This is a genomic window from Streptomyces sp. NPDC107522 (assembly GCF_055657525.1).
Genome location: NZ_JBVKAU010000004.1, coordinates 23650 through 41374, shown reverse-complemented (window position 1 = coordinate 41374; position 17725 = coordinate 23650). Strand labels below are relative to the sequence as shown.

The following is a 17725-nucleotide window of genomic DNA, read 5'->3' as shown; positions in this document are numbered from 1 at the left end:
CGTACCCCCACGGGCCCGCGCAGCCAGGCACGCTGCTGCGGCCGCGCGGCGGTGGCGCGTACCCCCACGCACCCGCGGTCGCGTACGGCGGGAAGGGGACGTGTCGGGGGGTGTCCGCCCGCAGTGGCCGGCGTCAAGGAACGGCACCTCCCTGTCCGGCCCCGGCCGCCGGTCCGAGGACGGACACCCCCCGGCACGGCCCCCACCCACAACGCACCCGCAGGCGCTACGCGCACCCCCACCGAACCCGCACAGGCGCCGCAGGCATCCACGCACGCCCCCACCCACCCGAGTGGCTCCCCGCGCCACACCCCCCGCCCTACGCCGCGTTTGTCTGATTAGCGCGTATCGTCGCCGCATGCCCACGCCATACGGATCCCGCGGCGGCATGGCGTTCGGCGCGGAGGAGCTGCGTGTGCTCCGCCGCGCTCTCGCTCTTGCCCTCAACCCCAGCCCCGCCTCGGCCGAGGACGTCCAGGACTGTCTCCGCCTCACCGAGTCCCTAGACGAGGCGATGCGCGAGGGCGCCCGGCTGCGTGCGTTCTTGGTGGCCGACCTCGCCCGCTACCGCGCCGCCCTCCCCGGCACCGCAGCCGGCTACCTCACCCTGCTCGAGGAGTCCCTCGCCGCCGGGTACCGCCCGACCCCCGACGACCTCGCCGCCCTCCGCCCCCTGCGCGGCAACCCCACCGCCGCCACCCTCCTCAGCCGCTGCCAGACCCTCGCCGAGCCGGACGTACGAGCCCGCCCCCCACACGGCACCGCCCGCCCGGCGGCCACCCCCACCATCCCCGCGTCCCGCACGCACCTCCTGGCCCTCCCCGGAGGCCTCTCCGAGGGATCACCCGCCGTCACACCCGTCCTCCCCGCCCAGGACGCCGGCCAGGAACCCGCCAAGCAGCCCCGCAAGAAGCCCGCCGAAAAGCCGGCCGCCCCCAAACCCGCCCCCGGCCCGGGCCCGGGCTCCGAGCCCACCCCCGCCGCCCCGAAGCCGGCACGCCCCATCCCCACCCCCGGCGAGGTCTTCCCACGCCGCAAACCGACCCCGCCACCCACGACGAGCCCCACCCAGCAACTCGCCGCAGGCTGAGAACAGCCGCAGCACAAGGCCCACGCAGGCGACCCCGGAGAGCGCACCCGGCCTCACCGGCCGGGCAGCCGGGGCAGGCGCCTCGGCCTACTCCGAAGCCGAACCCCGACAACGGCATCCCCGCCCCGAGCCGCCCTCGTCCGCGCCAGCCGCCCGCGCGCGCCGCACTCCCGCGCCCCGCACCCCCGCGCCCCGCACCCCCGCACCCCCTACCCCCGCACCCCACCCCGCCGGCCCCCCACCCCCTGGCTACCCTGGACGCATGGACTACGTCTCCGCACTCCTCCCCCCGGTGGTCATGGCCGTGTTCTTCATCGGTGTGATCAGGGTGATCGTGAAGACCCAGGGCGGAGCCAACAAGGCCAAGGAGGACGCGGCCGTCGATGCCGCCCTCGCGCGCGTGGAGGGCTCCCGCCAGGCCTCCGCGAACCCGGACGCCTGAGCCGACAGCCGAAGCTCCCACCAGCGCGACGGCCGTCGGCAATTTCTGAGCCGCACGCCCTTTTTGTCCCCGTTTGCCAGGGAAGATGCCCGTCCGGCACGCCAACACCCAGATCTCCCACTATGGTGCTGAGCTGTGCCTCGCCCATTGGGAGAACTCGAAGACGCGGTCATGACGCGGGTGTGGAAGTGGAACCGCCCGGTGACCGTTCGAGAAGTCCTGGAAGATCTCCAGCAGGAACGGTCCATCGCGTACACCACGGTGATGACCGTATTGGACAATCTCCATCAGAAGGGCTGGGTACGCCGCGAAGCGGAAGGCCGCGCCTATCGATATGAGGCGGTCTCCACCCGAGCCGCCTACGCGGCCGCCCTGATGAACGACGCCTGGTCGCAGAGCGACAACCCCGCCGCCGCACTCGTCGCCTTCTTCGGCATGATGAGCGAGGAACAGCGCCACGCGCTGCGAGACGCCGTACGCATCGTCCAGGGCCCGGAAACGCTCGAACCCACGCAGCCGCCCGATACGCGCCGCGTTACAGCCACCGATACCCCCGGCGCAGATACGGCCGCGACCGATACGAGCAGCGCCGATACCCGCGGCACCGATACGAGCAGCCCTGATACGCGCGCAACCGATACCGCCACCGATACGGCCCCTCATACACCGACCGACGCCGATACCGGCCCGGATACCCGCCCCGATACCGGCCATGAGAACCCCGGCTCGGCGCAGCAGCCCGGCGGGCGATAGCGTCCGCTCATGTCAGCAGAGAGCCACTCCGCCGAGACCCCCTCGGGGGAGAGCCTGGAAGTCAGCGCAAAAGCCATCACCGTCCGACGGGCCCGCACCAGCGATGTCCCGGCGGTACGTCGTCTCCTTGACGAGTACGTCCGGCGCCGCATCCTGCTCGACAAAGCCACGGTGACGCTTTACGAGGACATCCAGGAGTTCTGGGTGGCGGAACGCGACGACAACGGCGAGGTCGTAGGCTGCGGCGCCCTGCACGTGATGTGGGAAGACCTGGCGGAAGTCCGCACTCTCGCCGTGAAGCCGGGCCTGAAGGGTGCCGGCGTCGGTCATCAGTTGCTGGAGAAGTTGCTGCACACCGCGCGCTGGCTCGGCGTTCGCCGGGTTTTCTGTCTGACCTTCGAAGTGGACTTCTTCGGCAAGCACGGCTTCGTCGAGATCGGTGAGACGCCGGTCGACACCGATGTCTACGCGGAGCTGCTGCGTTCCTATGACGAGGGCGTGGCAGAGTTCCTCGGTCTCGAACGAGTGAAACCGAACACCTTGGGCAACAGCCGGATGCTTCTGCATCTGTGATCGCCAAGGCGCCATCAAGGATCCACGAAGGATCCACAAGCCGGTATTCCGCCCGAACGGCCATGCCCAGGTGCCCTATGTCCGAAACGCGCATGTTTCCGGACCGGCGTCGGGTCTCTGGGTCTCTCCCGGGGGTTTGTGTTTTTCCCGCAAAAGCGGTTTGCTTTCCGACGTACTGCTGTACTGCATATAACAGGGGACGGCGAAACGGCGGACGCCGCAGACCCCCGGCCCTCAAGTTATCGATGAAAGGAAATCCGGTGGCACAGAAGGTTCAGGTCCTTCTTGTCGACGACCTCGACGGCGGCGAGGCGGACGAGACCGTCACGTTCGCGCTGGACGGCAAGACGTACGAGATCGATCTCACGACTGCCAATGCGGACAAGCTCCGTGGCCTTCTCGAGCCTTACGTGAAGGGCGGTCGTCGTACCGGAGGCCGTGCTTCGGGTGGCCGCGGAAAGGCGCGCGCCGCTTCCGGTGGCAGCCAGGACACCGCGCAGATCCGCGCGTGGGCGAAGGAGCAGGGCATGGAGGTCAACGACCGCGGCCGTGTTCCGGCGAACATCCGCGAGGCGTACGAGAAGGCCCACGCCTGATCGAGGCCGGTTCCGAGCAACAGCTACGGCAAGGCCGAGGGCTGGGCGCACGCGCGTCGCAGCCGCAGACGGTGGCAGTGCGTGGCCACCGTGTCCAGAACCCGCACCAGATCGGGGGCGCCCCCACCGCCCCCCAGGGCCGACAGCGTCGGCAGCGAGGCCTCGACCTCGCCCCCAGGCTCGGGGGGCCGCATCCATACGGCGGCCCCCTGCACGGCATCGGAGCGGCCCAGGGGAAGCGACCGCACCGCGCCGGGCCCCGGCAGGCCAGGACGCCGTACGGTCTCCCCCGGTCCCGGACCGACGGGATGCCGTACGGCCATGACCGGCCCCCACTCGGATGGCAGGGGCGCCTCCATGAGGTCGCCCGCGCCGAGCGTCGTCAGGTCCAGGGGCAGCGTGCCCCACTCCAGCCAGTCCAGCGCCCCCGGCACCTCCTCCGCGCTGCCTGCGGCGATGAGCAGCCGCATCCGGTCGCCCAGGACGGCCACCGGGGAGTGCGGCGTCAGATGGCGCAGTGCCGCGCGGCCGGCCTCGGCCGGGACGTCCAGGACGTCGAAGCGCAGCCCCACGCGAAGGCGCAGCGGGAATCCGGGCGTCTCGGGCACCACGGGCCAGCCCAGTTCGTTCTCGTACCACCGGCGGACCTGATCGCTCGGTTCGAGCGGCCGACGGGGGAGGGGGATCGTGGCGAGGTCCGTGGTGATCACGGGGCGGGTGCCGACCATGCCAAGTGCAACCGCCGAAAGAGCATGCCGGTTACGCTAAGTGTCGTACCGGATGCGCAGGGTGCCGAAAAGGGGGCGTGCGCGGGGTGTGGGGAGGCGCAAGGTTGTTCGCCCGTAGCGGAGGGAACCGGTGCGCGCGGCATGGAGTGTCAGTCCCAGCGGGTAAGACATCCCTAGTGGGAGGGGGCGACACGCAGGACAGTGGGTCTCACGTTCGCCATCGGCGTACTGATGGTGAGGGTAACCACCTGGCCTGCGGGAACATCGTCTCGCACCATCGGGTTGGAGCAGATGTCGGCGTTAGCGGGGTCAGGAGGCCATCGACGGTGTCGGCAGTTGGAATGAGCGGTCCCCGCTTGCGGGACTAAGCTGCGGAAGGACAGGGAGGGGAAGTTCCCCCCACTGCCTGACCGCTCTGAGGAGCGATTAACGATGTTCGAGAGGTTCACCGACCGCGCGCGGCGGGTTGTCGTCCTGGCTCAGGAAGAAGCCCGGATGCTCAACCACAACTACATCGGCACCGAGCACATCCTCCTGGGCCTGATCCACGAGGGTGAGGGTGTCGCCGCCAAGGCCCTTGAGAGCCTCGGGATTTCGCTCGAGGCGGTCCGCCAGCAGGTGGAGGAGATCATCGGCCAGGGCCAGCAGGCCCCGTCCGGGCACATCCCCTTCACCCCCCGTGCCAAGAAGGTCCTGGAGCTGTCGCTCCGCGAGGCCCTTCAGCTGGGCCACAACTACATCGGCACGGAGCACATCCTGCTCGGCCTGATCCGTGAGGGCGAGGGCGTCGCCGCCCAGGTCCTGGTCAAGCTGGGCGCAGATCTGAACCGCGTGCGGCAGCAGGTGATCCAGCTGCTCTCCGGTTACCAGGGCAAGGAGACCGCCGCCGCCGGCGGGCCTGCCGAGGGCACGCCCTCGACGTCCCTGGTCCTCGACCAGTTCGGCCGGAACCTCACCCAGGCCGCTCGTGAGTCCAAGCTCGACCCGGTCATCGGGCGCGAGAAGGAGATCGAGCGGGTCATGCAGGTGCTGTCCCGCCGTACCAAGAACAACCCGGTCCTGATCGGTGAGCCCGGCGTCGGTAAGACCGCCGTCGTCGAGGGCCTCGCCCAGGCCATCGTCAAGGGCGAGGTGCCCGAGACCCTCAAGGACAAGCACCTCTACACCCTGGACCTCGGCGCGCTGGTCGCCGGCTCCCGCTACCGCGGTGACTTCGAGGAGCGCCTGAAGAAGGTGCTGAAGGAGATCCGCACCCGCGGCGACATCATCCTGTTCATCGACGAGCTCCACACGCTGGTCGGTGCGGGTGCCGCCGAGGGCGCCATCGACGCGGCCTCCATCCTCAAGCCGATGCTGGCCCGCGGTGAGCTGCAGACCATCGGTGCGACCACGCTGGACGAGTACCGCAAGCACCTGGAGAAGGACGCGGCCCTCGAGCGCCGCTTCCAGCCCATCCAGGTCGCCGAGCCGTCCCTGCCGCACACGATCGAGATCCTCAAGGGTCTGCGCGACCGGTACGAGGCCCACCACCGCGTCTCCATCACCGACGAGGCGCTGGTCCAGGCCGCCACCCTGGCCGACCGGTACATCTCGGACCGCTTCCTGCCGGACAAGGCGATCGACCTGATCGACGAGGCCGGTTCCCGGATGCGCATCCGCCGGATGACCGCGCCGCCGGACCTGCGCGAGTTCGACGAGAAGATCGCCGGCGTCCGCCGCGACAAGGAGTCCGCGATCGACTCGCAGGACTTCGAGAAGGCCGCCTCTCTCCGCGACAAGGAGAAGCAGCTCCTGGCCGCCAAGGCCAAGCGGGAGAAGGAGTGGAAGGCCGGCGACATGGACGTCGTCGCCGAGGTCGACGGCGAGCTGATCGCCGAGGTCCTCGCCACGGCCACCGGCATCCCGGTCTTCAAGCTGACCGAGGAGGAGTCCAGCCGCCTGCTCCGCATGGAGGACGAGCTCCACAAGCGGGTCATCGGCCAGGACGACGCCGTCAAGGCACTGTCGAAGGCGATCCGCCGTACGCGTGCGGGTCTGAAGGACCCGAAGCGTCCGGGTGGTTCGTTCATCTTCGCCGGCCCGTCCGGTGTGGGTAAGACCGAACTGTCCAAGGCGCTCGCCGAGTTCCTCTTCGGTGACGAGGACGCGCTGATCTCCCTCGACATGTCGGAGTTCAGCGAGAAGCACACGGTCTCGCGTCTCTTCGGTTCGCCCCCCGGCTACGTGGGCTACGAAGAGGGTGGCCAGCTGACCGAGAAGGTCCGCCGCAAGCCGTTCTCCGTCGTCCTCTTCGACGAGGTGGAGAAGGCCCACCCGGACATCTTCAACTCGCTGCTGCAGATCCTGGAGGACGGTCGCCTGACCGACTCCCAGGGCCGGGTCGTGGACTTCAAGAACACGGTCATCATCATGACGACCAACCTCGGCACCCGGGACATCTCCAAGGGCTTCAACCTGGGCTTCGCGGCCTCGGGTGACACGAAGACCAACTACGAGCGCATGAAGAACAAGGTGTCGGACGAGCTCAAGCAGCACTTCCGCCCCGAGTTCCTCAACCGCGTCGACGACGTCGTCGTCTTCCCGCAGCTGACCCAGGACGACATCCTGCGGATCGTCGACCTGATGATCGGCAAGGTGGACGAGCGCCTGAAGGACCGGGACATGGGCATCGAGCTCTCCCAGTCCGCCAAGGAGCTGCTGTCCAAGAAGGGTTACGACCCGGTGCTGGGTGCGCGTCCGCTGCGTCGCACCATCCAGCGCGAGATCGAGGACTCGCTGTCGGAGAAGATCCTCTTCGGCGAGCTGCGCCCCGGTCACATCGTGGTCGTGGACACCGAGGGCGAGGGTGAGACCAAGACCTTCACCTTCCGCGGTGAGGAGAAGTCGGCGCTGCCGGACGTCCCGCCGATCGAGCAGGCGGCCGGTGGAACCGGGCCGAACCTGAGCAAGGAGGCCTGACCCTCAGGGGGTTGAGCCGAAGAAAGGGGCCGGTGCTCTTCGCACCGGCCCCTTTCGCATGCCCACAAGGGCGTGGCTTACGACAGCTGCCCGTCGTAGTCCGGCAGCTTGTACGCCTTCTCGGCATGGCCGCCCGAGAGGTCGGTGGCGCTGTTGCCGACGTTCGCGATGATCGTGTAGCCCTTGTTCTCGATGGCGACGCGCTGGGCCGTCTTGTAGTCCGCGACGTTCTTGAAGAGGTCGAGGAAGCTCCGCACGTAGAGGCCGGAGACCTGGTAGCCGACGTTCTTGAGGTTGTAGTCGGTCACCGAGTAGATGATGCCCGGGCGGGCGGTCACGAAGAACAGGGAGACGCCGTGCGCCTGGGCGTACTTGGCGACCTCCAGGACCGGCTTGTTGGCCGGCTGCGGGTAGCTGAAGCCGAAGTCCGTCTCCAGGGTCGTGTTGTCGATGTCGAAGACGATCGCCTGCTTCTCACCCGGCTTGGTGTTCGCGATCCGTTGCTTGAGATAGGGCAGCGCCTGGTCCATCACCGCCTGGCAGTCCTTCTGCCAGGTGGCGTAGTCGACATCGGCCGAGGAGGCTGTTGCGGCCGTGGTGGAGGTGCTGGTCGCGGTCGTCGTCGCCGCTTCGGCGGGGACCGCGAGGGCCACGAGGGCGGCCGTGGAGGCGGTGCTGACCGCGATTCTGCGCGCCCAGGGGCGAAGCGTCATGTGGGGGGTCCTCTCACGTCACGTGCGCTGTGGTTGTCGCGTGCATGTTCGTGGGCCCGGATGGCTGGTGGGGAACCAGCGGGTTACCGGACGGTAGTTCACGTTGAGGCGTCGCTCACATGCCTGTCCATAGTTCTGGTCGGCCATTTGCCGATGAGTGGCGTAGTGCCCGTCACATTCCGGGGTCCCGCGATTGCACTCAGCGGTGACATGCCGCACAGGCGATTTGTCCGTTACTAGAGGGAATAGTGGAAAAGCGATCACGGACAAAAGGGGCTTTCATCCCGGAATCCTCCTGGTGAGGTCCGCATTCGTCCGGATTCATCCTGAATGGAAGCTCTGTCAAGATGCGGGATTTTTTGTTGGGGAGTACTAGCGTCCGTCGTAGAAAGGGGGTTTTGGGGTTGGGGGCGCTGCGGGTTACCAAGGGATGGCCATCCGGCGACCGCATGTGTGTCGGGTGGTTTCCTCTGTCGTCTTCCCCCCGAGGTTTCGCATGTCCCCGCGCTTCTCGTTCCGTTCGTCCCGTACGTCCTCGTTCCGCACCCGTGCCGCTGTGCTGGCCGCCGGCCTGGGGGCCTCGGTCGTGCTGGGCGCCGGAGGCGCGGTCGCCGCCGAGATGACCTCCGCCACCGGTGTCTCCACCGCCGTACAGGCGCAGGCCGCCGCCGCGAAGAAGGCGCCCGCCAAGAAGGCCGTCGCCTGGGTGAGCCCGGTGAAGAAGTACACGAAGACCGCCAGCTTCGCGCAGGCCGGCGCCAGGTGGCAGTCCACCCACAGCGGGCAGGACTTCGCGGTTCCCAGCGGCACCAAGGTCATGGCCGCGCACGGCGGCACCGTCGTCAAAGCCGGCGGCAACGGCGCCGGTGACGGTCCCGCCTACGGCAACGCCGTCGTCATCAAGCACGGCAACGGGACGTACACCCAGTACGCCCACCTCTCGCGCGTCGAGGTGAAGGTCGGCCAGGTCGTCAAGACCGGTCAGGAGATAGCCCGGTCCGGCAACACCGGCAACTCCAGCGGTCCGCACCTGCACTTCGAGATCCGTACGACCGCCAACTACGGCTCCGCCGTCGACCCCGTGGCCTTCCTGCGGGCCAAGGGCCTGACGGTCTGAGTCACCGAGTCGCTCAGGCGCCCTTGTGCGCCTGGGTGACCAGGTCCGTGGCGACCTCGAGGACAGCCTTGCGCTTCTCCTCGGGGTCGCCTTCGAGGTCCTTCAGCACGAACATTCCGGCGTGCATCGTGAACAGGGCGCTGATGCAGCGGACCTGGTCGACGAGGTCGGCGTCCGGGTCGATGATGATGTCGCGCATCCCGAGCATGCGGTTCTTGAACATCTCGCCGATGCTCAGTTCGCGGACGGTCGCCTGGTTCTCCTGCATGAAGCGGAAGAGGGGGGCCGCGTCGGTCAGGACGTCGCTGTAGCGGCGTACGATCTCCTGCTTCGTCTCGAGCGTGTGCGGCTGCTGCTTGCCCCACTCGATCAGGTCCTCGATCGGCTGCGTCAGGTCCTCGAAGAGGCTGACGATGATCTCTTCCTTGGTCTTGAAGTGGTAGTACAGGGCCGCCTTCGTGACCTCGAGGCGCTCGGCGATCTCGCGCAGGGAGGTCTTCTCGTAGCCCTGCTCGGCGAAGAGTTCGAGGGCCACGTCCTGGATGCGCTGGCGGGTGTTCCCGCGGCGCCGCTGCTTGGTGCCGTCCATGGTGCCGCCCATCCTCGTACTCCTCGGCTTTCCAGAAAACTTACTTGACGCCCGGCTAGTTACGCCTCTACCTTCCCTGAGTGTAGACAACTAGCCGGGCGGCAAGTAAGTGGCCGGGGGAGTGGGAACCGTGGTGGACACACCGACAGTCGGCACGGAAGCCGAGCAAGGGCCGGAGAAGCAGCCCAGGAGCGTGCGGGTCGTGCTGCTCGCACTGATGATCACGATGATGCTCGCGATGCTCGACAACATGATCGTGGGCACGGCGATGCCGACGATCGTGGGCGAGCTCGGCGGGCTGGCACATCTGTCGTGGGTCGTCACGGCCTACACGCTGGCGACCGCGGCCTCCACTCCGCTGTGGGGCAAGCTCGGTGACATGTACGGGCGCAAGGGCGTCTTCATGTCGTCGATCGTGCTGTTCCTGATCGGGTCCGCGCTGAGCGGTATGGCCCAGGACATGGGACAGCTGATCGCGTTCCGGGCGGTGCAGGGGCTGGGCGCCGGTGGTCTGATGGTCGGCGTCATGGCGATCATCGGTGATCTGATCCCGCCTCGGGAGCGGGGCAAGTACCAGGGCATGATGGCCGGCGTGATGGCGCTCGCGATGATCGCCGGGCCGCTGGTCGGCGGCACCATCACCGACCACTGGGGCTGGCGCTGGGCGTTCTACATCAACCTGCCGCTCGGGGTCGTGGCGCTGGGGGCGATCAGTGTCGTGCTGCATCTGCCGAAGAAGCGGGCGCAGGCGCGGATCGACTATCTGGGGGCGGCGCTGCTGACCGTGGGGATCACCGCGATCGTGCTGGTCACCACGTGGGGTGGTACGGAGTACGCCTGGACCTCCGCGCGGATCATGGAGCTCATCGGGATCGGTGTGGCCGCGCTGGTCGGGTTCGTGTTCTGGCAGACCAAGGCTGCCGAGCCGGTGGTTCCGCTGCACATCTTCCGCAGCCGCAACTTCACGCTGATGTCCGTCATCGGCTTCATCACCGGCTTCGTGATGTTCGGTGCGACGCTGTTCCTGCCGCTGTACCAGCAGTCCGTGCAGGGGGCTTCCGCGACCAACTCCGGGTTGCTGCTGCTGCCGATGCTCGGGGCGATGCTCGTGACGTCGATGGTGGCCGGGCGGGTCACCACGAACACCGGCAAGTACAAGGTGTTCCCGATCGCCGGCAGTGTGCTGATGGTCGTCGGGCTGTATCTGCTGTCGTTGATGGACACCGGGACGAGTCGTTTCACGTCCGGGGTGTACATGGCCGTGGTCGGTCTCGGGATGGGCTGTCTGATGCAGATCACCATGCTGGTCGCGCAGAACAGTGTGGAGATGAGGGACATGGGTGTCGCGTCCTCGTCCACCACGCTGTTCCGGACGCTCGGGTCCTCGTTCGGTGTCGCGATCATGGGGGCGTTGTTCAACAGCCGGGTGCAGGACGTCATGGCTGAGCGGGGTGGGGCGCTCGGGGCGAAGGTGACGGAGCAGTCGGCGCAGTTGGATGCGGCGAGTTTGGCGGAGTTGCCGGAGGCTGTGGCGGGGGCGTATCGGCATGCGGTGTCGGCTGGGACGCATGGGGCGTTCTTGCTGGGGGCCGTGGTTGCTGTGGTGTCTTTGGTTGCGGCTGTGTTCGTGAAGGAGGTGCCGCTGAAGGGGGCGGGGCCTCAGGGGGATGCTGCGGGCGGGGATTCCGGTTCGGGGGCCAAGGCGGCGGTGGTGGAGGCCGTCTGAGTTCGCGGTGGGGAGGCCCTCGGGTGGTGTGCTGCCCGGGGTCTCGCCCCCGCCGCCCCTACCCGTCCCATCCTTGAAGGGGCTCCGCCCCTTCCACCCCGCCAGGGGGCTCCGCCCCCTGGACCCCCGTCGGCCCTGAAGGGGCCTCGTCCTCAAACGCCGGACGGGCTGAATGATGCGGACCGGCGTCGAGAGGTGGCTGCCTCCTGCGGGTGGGTGGGGGATAGGGATGGCGGCGCCTCGTCTCAGACGCCGGGCGGCCTGAAAGACGCGGACCGGCGTCGAGAGGTGGCTGTCCACTGCGGGGATAGGGACGGTGGTGGCTTGTCCTCAGGCGCCGGGCGGGGCGGATTGCCTGGAGTGGCGTCCAGCGGTGCGGCCGAATGGGTCTTGCTCTCGAGCGCCGGACGAGGTGTCCCGTTGTCGGAAGCCCCCGGCCCACAGCATCGCGTAGCAGCCCGGTATCAGTGAGGCTCCGCGGCCGACGTGCTTGTCCCGGTACTCGCTCGGTGTCAGGCCGGTTCGTGCCTTGAAGCGGGACGAGAACGTGCCGAGGCTGCTGAAGCCGACCAGGTGGCAGATCTCGGTCACGGTCAGATTGGCCCCCCGCAGATACTCCTCGGCCCGCTCGATCCGCCGGTGCGTCAGGTACTGGCCCGGTGTCTCGCCGTACGCCGCCTTGAAGACCCGCACGAAGTGATACCGCGAGTATCCGGCATGCGCGGCGACGGCATCCAGATCGAGGTCCGGGTCGGCCCAGTCCCGGTCCATGGCGTCCTTCGCCAGCCGCAACTGCCGCACCTTGTCCATGGCACCGATGGTGACACGCCCCACTGACAACCACCTCGGCCGGCAAGGGGCCAGGAGAGCAACTCTGGAGAAGCGTGCCGACGGCGGCTCTGCCTACCGTGACGGGCAGGAAGACAGAGCCGGAGCACAGGAGAGTGCCGTCATGATCAAGGGCCTGGGCATCACCACCGTATGGACGTTTGACCAGCAGCGCACCAAGGCGTTCTTCACCGAGAAGATCGGCTTCGAGGTGCGGAACGATCTCTCGATGGGGGATATGCGGTGGGTCACCGTGGGGGCCAAGGACCAGCCGGACGTCGAACTCGCGTTGATGAGCCTCGACGGGCCCGGGCTCGATCCCGAGTCCTCCGAGGCGTTGAAGACGCTTGTCGGGAAGGGGGTCATCGGGGCCGGGGCGTTCCGGACCGATGACTGCCGGGGGGACTACGAGACCTTCAAGGCGCGCGGGGTGGAGTTCATCCAGGAGCCGCAGGAGCGGCCGTACGGCATCGAGGCGATCTTCCGCGACGACAACGGCAACTGGTACTCGCTGACCGAGCGGAACGAGGAGCTCGACTTCTCCAAGCCGTTCGAGTGAGCCGACCCGAGCTCCCCGAATGAGCCCGCTCACTACGGCAGCATCGGGTAGCTCCCCGTGTTCGTCGGCGCGTGCTCCGGGAGCCACAGGACGGCCACCGCGCCCTCCGACGGGACGTGCTCCGGGGCGCCCGCCGGGCGTACGTTGCGGAAGGTCAGGCGGGCGCCGAGCACCCGGGCCTGGCCTGCCGCGATCGTCAGGCCGAGGCCGTGGCCGTGGCCCGAGCGGTCGCTGCTGCCCGTGCGGAAGCGGCTGGGGCCCTCGGCGAGCAGGTCCTCGGGGAAACCGGGGCCGTGGTCGCGGACGCGGATGACCCGGCCCTCGACGGTGACCTCGATGGGCGGCCTGCCGTGCCTGGCGGCGTTCGCCAGCAGGTTGAACAGCACCCGCTCCAGGCGCCGGGGGTCGGTCGTGACCTCCGACTCATGGACGACCCGCACCTCGATCTCGGGATCCTTCGCGGCGACCCGCCGGCTGACGAACTCGCCCAGCATGATGTCCTGCAGCTCGGCCCGCTCCGAGGCACTGTCCAGGCGGGCCACTTCCAGCACGTCCTCGACGAGCGTGCGCATGGCCTTCGCCCGGTCCAGGACCAGTTCGGTGGGTCGGCCGGGGGGAAGGAGTTCCGCCGCCGTCAGCAGACCCGTCACCGGCGTGCGCAGCTCGTGCGCGATGTCCGCCGTGACCCGGCGCTCCGCCTCCAGGCGCTGCTGCAGCGCGTCCGCCATCGCGTCCACCGCACTCGCCAGATCGTCGGTCTCGTCCCGTACGACACCCCCGATGGCGTCCCGCACTCGCACGTCCGGCTCGCCGCTCGCGACCTGGTTCGCCGCGGCCGCAGCCTTGCGCAGCCGGCGCGACAACTGCGCGCCGATGAGCACGCCGAGCGCGCTGCCACCGAGCACGACCGCGATGGAGCCGATGATCATGGCCTGGTCGAGGCGGTTCAGGATCTGCTCACTGCGGTCGGTCCAGCCGTCGCGGAGGGACAGGACATGCCCGTCGTTGAGCGGTACGGCCGCCCAGATGTCGGGCGCCCCGCTCGGCGTGTCCGTCACATATGTCGCCCGCCGGCCCTCCTCGACCTTGTCCCGCAGGGCCGCCGGCAGCTCCGGGTCGTCGATGCTGGCGTTCGGGAAGTTCAGCCGCTTGGACTGCTCGTAGCCGCGCTGGGCGATCTGGAGGCGCTCGTCCGCGAGGTCGCGCGCGCTGTCCAGCATCGAGACCCGGGCCTGGTTGTGCACGACCAGGCTCAGCACGATCGCCACGAGCGCGCCGACCAGCGCGATCGCGGCACTCAGCTTCCACCTCAGTCCCGTACGAATGGCCACACGGCTGCCGCGGTGACCGCTCACCCGCAGGCCCGCACGACCACCCGTGCCCCGGCCGTCCGTACGATCCCCCATGCGCCCGGCGCCCGTACGGACACCCGCCCCCCGGCCCGTGAGGTCCGCCGGGTCCGTGAGGCTGACGCGCCCCGCGCCGGACGCGGCCGGCCGTCTGAACATCCCCCGCATGCCCGCCCCGCTCAGGCCTTCAACTTGTAGCCGAAGCCACGGACCGTCTCGATGCGGTCCTGGCCGATCTTCTGCCGCAGCCGCTGCACATGGACGTCGACGACCCGGGTGTCCCCACCCCAGCCGTAGTCCCACACCCGCTCCAGCAGCTTGTCCCGCGACAGCACCGTGCCCGGCGCGGAGGAGAACTCCAGCAGCAGCCGCATCTCGGTCGGCGTGAGCGCCACCGGCTGCCCGGCCCTGCGTACCTCCATGCCCTCGGTGTCGACCTCCAGATCGCCGAAGGTCAGCACCGCGCCGGCGGCGGCCATGCCGGCCTCGTCGGTCCGGTCACCGCCGCTCGCGTGCCCGAAGCGGCGCAGCACGGCGCGGATCCGGGCGACGAGCACGGCGCCGTCGAACGGTTTGGTCACGTAGTCGTCCGCGCCCGCCTCCAGACCCAGCACCACGTCGATCGAGTCGGCGCGCGCCGAGAGCATGATCACCGGCACGGTCGACTCGTCGCGGATGCGCCGGCACAGGCTGACTCCGTCCAGACCCGGGACCATGACGTCCAGCAGCGCGATGTCCGGCCGGTTCGTCCGGAACGCCTCCAGGCCTGACAGCCCGTCGGGCATGGCGGTGACCGCGAAGCCGTCCCGCTCCAGGGCGAGCTGGGTGGCCTCGCGGATGACGTCGTCGTCCTCGACGAACAGGACGTGGGTCTGGTCTGCCATCCCGGTGCTCTCAGTCCTCGTGTGCCGTGTGCCGTGTGCTTCTGGAGTCTGTCCGAAGCATGCTTCGGGGTTCGTCGGAAGCGTCCACTTGGGGGACGCGGGGAGCGGGCGATGCGTTCACTCCCGCGGGCGGCCGCGTCAGCCGTCGGATGCCGCCGACTCGTCTTCTCCGCCGAGGTTGCCGTAGTCGGTGCGCGTGCGGTACTTCAGCGCGAAGCGGCCGGACGTCCACAGGTATGAGACCACGTTCTCGCTGGACGGGTTCGACAGCGCGTCGTCCTTCGCGTACACCTGCTTGGTCACCACCAGGTAGCCGCGGTCGATCTCCGCGTAGACCGGGGGCTCCTCGGCCTTGAACACATTGTGGTACGCGCCACCCTGCTCGCGGTACACGTACGAGCCGACCCCGACCTGGTCGCCGCAGGACAGGACGTTGACCACGATGTCGTCCGCGGGTCCGCCGGTCAGGTCGCCGTACGACACGTCGACGGGATAGCCGTCGGACACACACGGCTTCAGCTCGCGCTTGACCTCCGCCGAGACCTTGGGATCCGCCTTGACCAGGCGGACGGCTTCCGCGGGGTCCGGGACGGCGGACGGGGAGGGCGAGGCCGCGGGCGCGAGCGACGACGAGAAGGCCGAGCCCATCGCGTCGTCGTGTGCCGGTCCCTCGTCGCGGGCGCCGGTGCCGCCGGTGGCACACCCGGAGACGAAAAGGGCGAGGGCGACGACCACGACCATCGCCGTGAACGCCGCCTGCAAGGTCCCCCGGACGGGTGCGGGTCCGGGGCGGTCGGGTCCGGTCTCCCCGGAACCCCCGTCCCTGCCCCTGTCATCCCCGTCCGTGCGCCCGGTGCCGCCCGCCGTCGTGCCTAGGCCGCGCAACGCTCCCGCTCCTCACGCTCCAGCGCGCGTGCGTCCAGATCGCGGGACTCCAGCTCCTCGCGGAGCCGGGCGAGCGCCCGGTGCAGCGTGCTCTTGACCGTTCCGGCCGACATGCCGAGGGCGGCGGCCGTCTCCTCCGTGGACATCTGCTCCCAGTGTCGCAGCACCACGACACTGCGCTGCTTGGGTGCGAGCACCTTCATGATGTCCATCAGCAGGGCGCGGTCCGCGTGCTGCTCGGTGGAGTCGTCCACCGAGGCGTCCGGGAGCTGCTCGGTCGGCACCTCCTCCAGCTTCCGCGCCCGCCACCACTCGGTCCGCGTGTTGATCATCACGCGGCGCAGGTAGGCGTCCGCGAGCCGCTTGTCCGCGATGCCGTCCCAGCGGTGGTACGTCCGCACCAGCGCCGTCTGCAGCAGGTCCTGCGCGTCCACCGGGTCCGGGACCAGTCGGCGGGCGCTGCGCAGCAGCGCGTCCTGCCGGGTGCGGACGTACTCCTCGAACTCGAGCACCTCGCCCTGCGCCATGTTGACCGCCTCCGATTCCCCGTGTCCGCCGGTCTGTTCGCCGTCGGTCTCACTGCTTGTGCTTCGTAGTCGTCCCCGTCTGTCGGGTACGGAAATGAAGCTACGGAGGCGTTGTCACGGGGCTGTCCGAAGCAGCCTTCGGCTAGCGCTCGGCTGTCCGTCGGTTGTGTAACGGAATCAGGAATAGGACAAAACGGAGGTCGGGTTGGGGTGGTTATGGGGTGATTTGGTGGGCTGGTGGGCGCGTGACGGTCGTACGGCTGCTGTCTGTTCGCTGTCACAGAGGCGCCGGGGCTGTGATGTGACTGTGCGTCAGGTCAGCGGCAGTCGGTACGTCCCGCCGGGCAGCGGCTCCACCAGACCGTCCGCGACGAGGCCGTCCAGCGCGCGGGCGCGCTGCACCGGCTCGTGCCACACCCGGTCCAGGGCCGCCTGCGGAACGGGAGCGTGGGCCTCGCGGAGTACGGCGAGCAGCTTGCCGCGCACCTGGCGGTCGGTACCGGCGTACGTCTGACCGCGGCGCGGCGGCCCGTCGTGCTCCGGCTTCCCGGCCAGCCGCCAGGCGCACTGCGCGGCGATCGGGCAGCGGTGGCACGACTCGTTCTTGGCGGTGCACACCAGCGCGCCGAGCTCCATGGAGGCCGCGGCCCAGCGGGCGGCGACGCCCTCGTCGTCGGGCAGCAGGGCACGGGCCAGCTTGCGTTCGGCGGCGGTGGTGGCGTTCGGCGGGTACTGCACGCCGGTGACGGCGCGCGCGAAGACCCGGCGGACGTTGGTGTCCAGGACGGGGTGCCGCTGGCCGTAGGCGAAGGAGGCGACCGCCGCGGCCGTGTACTCGCCGATGCCGGGCAGCGCGAGCAGCTGGGCGTGATCGGTCGGTACGTCCCCGCCGTGCCGTTCCGCTATGGCGACGGCGGCACCGTGCAGCCGCAGCGCGCGGCGCGGGTAGCCGAGCCGGCCCCAGGCGCGGACGGCCTCGCCGGGGGCGTCCTTGGCGAGGTCGGCGGGGCGGGGCCAGCGCGAGAGCCACTGTTCGTAGACGGGCAGGACGCGGTTCACGGGCGTCTGCTGCAGCATGAACTCGCTGACCATCACGCCCCAGGGGCCGGCCTCGGGGCGCCGCCAGGGGAGGTCGCGGGCGTTTTCGTCGAACCAGTCGATCACCGGGCTGTGCAGGTTCTCTCCGAGGGGAGAGCCGTTCTCTCCGAGGGAGGGGCCGGAGAGGGCGTTGGCGTCGGCGGGGCTGTCGGGTGAGGGCTTTGTGGGCGCAGTCATGGCCTTTCCGATCCTGCCATGTCGGTGGCGGCCGGGTCGGTAGGTGGTGGTGCCGGTGCGTTGTGTGGCTGCGGGTTGTGGTCGGCCGCGGTCCCTGGGGGCCTGCGGCCCCCAGACCCCCCGCTTCGGCCCT

18 protein-coding genes are annotated in these 17725 nt (G+C 69.3%); 9 read left to right on the top strand and 9 right to left on the bottom strand.

Features of this window, described 5'->3' with window-relative positions:
- Window positions 1-388: 388 nt before the first annotated feature.
- From ACZ7L6_RS14090 to ACZ7L6_RS14070, 5 genes are all read left to right on the top strand, one after another.
- On the top strand, window positions 389-1090 hold the full coding sequence (locus ACZ7L6_RS14090) for a hypothetical protein (RefSeq protein WP_471924562.1): 702 nt from the start codon (window positions 389-391) through the stop codon (window positions 1088-1090).
- A 262-nt stretch (window positions 1091-1352) separates the two neighbouring features.
- Window positions 1353-1532 carry a hypothetical protein gene (locus tag ACZ7L6_RS14085; protein ID WP_471923490.1) on the top strand — a complete coding sequence of 60 codons (180 nt, stop codon included), beginning with the start codon at window positions 1353-1355 and terminating at the stop codon, window positions 1530-1532.
- A gap of 147 nt (window positions 1533-1679) precedes the next feature.
- The gene (locus tag ACZ7L6_RS14080; protein WP_471923488.1) at window positions 1680-2285 is read left to right on the top strand and encodes a BlaI/MecI/CopY family transcriptional regulator; all 606 of its coding nucleotides are present in this window, start codon (window positions 1680-1682) and stop codon (window positions 2283-2285) included.
- Between the two features lie 9 nt (window positions 2286-2294).
- A complete protein-coding gene (locus ACZ7L6_RS14075; protein ID WP_471923486.1) occupies window positions 2295-2858 on the top strand; it encodes an amino-acid N-acetyltransferase in 564 nt (187 codons plus the stop codon).
- 260 nt (window positions 2859-3118) lie between these two features.
- Window positions 3119-3454 carry a histone-like nucleoid-structuring protein Lsr2 gene (locus ACZ7L6_RS14070; RefSeq protein WP_471923484.1) on the top strand — a complete coding sequence of 112 codons (336 nt, stop codon included), beginning with the start codon at window positions 3119-3121 and terminating at the stop codon, window positions 3452-3454.
- Between the two features lie 23 nt (window positions 3455-3477).
- Here ACZ7L6_RS14070 and ACZ7L6_RS14065 read toward each other — a convergent pair whose 3' ends face one another.
- Entirely contained in the window at window positions 3478-4182 is a 705-nt protein-coding gene (locus ACZ7L6_RS14065; RefSeq protein ID WP_471923482.1) for an SCO3374 family protein, read from the bottom strand.
- 432 nt (window positions 4183-4614) lie between these two features.
- On the opposite strand from ACZ7L6_RS14065, the gene ACZ7L6_RS14060 reads away from it, so the two are divergent.
- Window positions 4615-7140 carry an ATP-dependent Clp protease ATP-binding subunit gene (locus tag ACZ7L6_RS14060; RefSeq protein ID WP_398830540.1) on the top strand — a complete coding sequence of 842 codons (2526 nt, stop codon included), beginning with the start codon at window positions 4615-4617 and terminating at the stop codon, window positions 7138-7140.
- 77 nt (window positions 7141-7217) lie between these two features.
- Here the strand turns inward: ACZ7L6_RS14060 and ACZ7L6_RS14055 are convergent, their stop codons facing one another.
- Window positions 7218-7853: an HAD family acid phosphatase gene (locus tag ACZ7L6_RS14055; RefSeq protein WP_471923480.1), complete on the bottom strand. Its 636-nt coding sequence runs from the start codon at window positions 7851-7853 to the stop codon at window positions 7218-7220.
- Between the two features lie 496 nt (window positions 7854-8349).
- Between ACZ7L6_RS14055 and ACZ7L6_RS14050 the strand changes: the two genes are divergently transcribed.
- Complete coding sequence (locus ACZ7L6_RS14050; protein ID WP_471923477.1) at window positions 8350-8970, top strand: M23 family metallopeptidase; 621 nt, start codon at window positions 8350-8352, stop codon at window positions 8968-8970.
- Window positions 8971-8983: 13 nt separating this feature from the next.
- Here the strand turns inward: ACZ7L6_RS14050 and ACZ7L6_RS14045 are convergent, their stop codons facing one another.
- On the bottom strand, window positions 8984-9571 hold the full coding sequence (locus ACZ7L6_RS14045; RefSeq protein WP_471923475.1) for a TetR/AcrR family transcriptional regulator: 588 nt from the start codon (window positions 9569-9571) through the stop codon (window positions 8984-8986).
- A gap of 118 nt (window positions 9572-9689) precedes the next feature.
- Here ACZ7L6_RS14045 and ACZ7L6_RS14040 point away from each other — a divergent pair, with 118 nt between their 5' ends.
- Complete coding sequence (locus ACZ7L6_RS14040) at window positions 9690-11285, top strand: MDR family MFS transporter (protein WP_471923473.1); 1596 nt, start codon at window positions 9690-9692, stop codon at window positions 11283-11285.
- A 330-nt stretch (window positions 11286-11615) separates the two neighbouring features.
- On the opposite strand, the gene ACZ7L6_RS14035 is transcribed toward ACZ7L6_RS14040, so the two are convergent.
- Window positions 11616-12095 (bottom strand): helix-turn-helix transcriptional regulator, encoded by a 480-nt coding sequence (locus ACZ7L6_RS14035; protein WP_471924560.1) that lies wholly within the window; start codon window positions 12093-12095, stop codon window positions 11616-11618.
- Between the two features lie 142 nt (window positions 12096-12237).
- Here ACZ7L6_RS14035 and ACZ7L6_RS14030 point away from each other — a divergent pair, with 142 nt between their 5' ends.
- Entirely contained in the window at window positions 12238-12672 is a 435-nt protein-coding gene (locus ACZ7L6_RS14030; protein ID WP_471923471.1) for a VOC family protein, read from the top strand.
- Window positions 12673-12704: 32 nt separating this feature from the next.
- On the opposite strand, the gene cseC is transcribed toward ACZ7L6_RS14030, so the two are convergent.
- The 5 genes from cseC to ACZ7L6_RS14005 all read right to left on the bottom strand — a co-directional run bounded on the left by cseC (window position 12705) and on the right by ACZ7L6_RS14005 (window position 17592).
- A complete protein-coding gene (cseC, locus tag ACZ7L6_RS14025) occupies window positions 12705-14189 on the bottom strand; it encodes a two-component system sensor histidine kinase CseC (RefSeq protein WP_471923469.1) in 1485 nt (494 codons plus the stop codon).
- An 11-nt stretch (window positions 14190-14200) separates the two neighbouring features.
- The gene (gene cseB, locus ACZ7L6_RS14020; protein WP_471923467.1) at window positions 14201-14905 is read right to left on the bottom strand and encodes a two-component system response regulator CseB; all 705 of its coding nucleotides are present in this window, start codon (window positions 14903-14905) and stop codon (window positions 14201-14203) included.
- A gap of 138 nt (window positions 14906-15043) precedes the next feature.
- Window positions 15044-15646, bottom strand: coding sequence for a hypothetical protein (locus ACZ7L6_RS14015; protein ID WP_471924558.1), 603 nt, complete (start codon window positions 15644-15646; stop codon window positions 15044-15046).
- A gap of 131 nt (window positions 15647-15777) precedes the next feature.
- On the bottom strand, window positions 15778-16317 hold the full coding sequence (locus ACZ7L6_RS14010) for a SigE family RNA polymerase sigma factor (protein ID WP_003999062.1): 540 nt from the start codon (window positions 16315-16317) through the stop codon (window positions 15778-15780).
- 312 nt (window positions 16318-16629) lie between these two features.
- A complete protein-coding gene (locus tag ACZ7L6_RS14005; protein WP_471923465.1) occupies window positions 16630-17592 on the bottom strand; it encodes an HhH-GPD family protein in 963 nt (320 codons plus the stop codon).
- Window positions 17593-17725 lie beyond the last annotated feature (133 nt).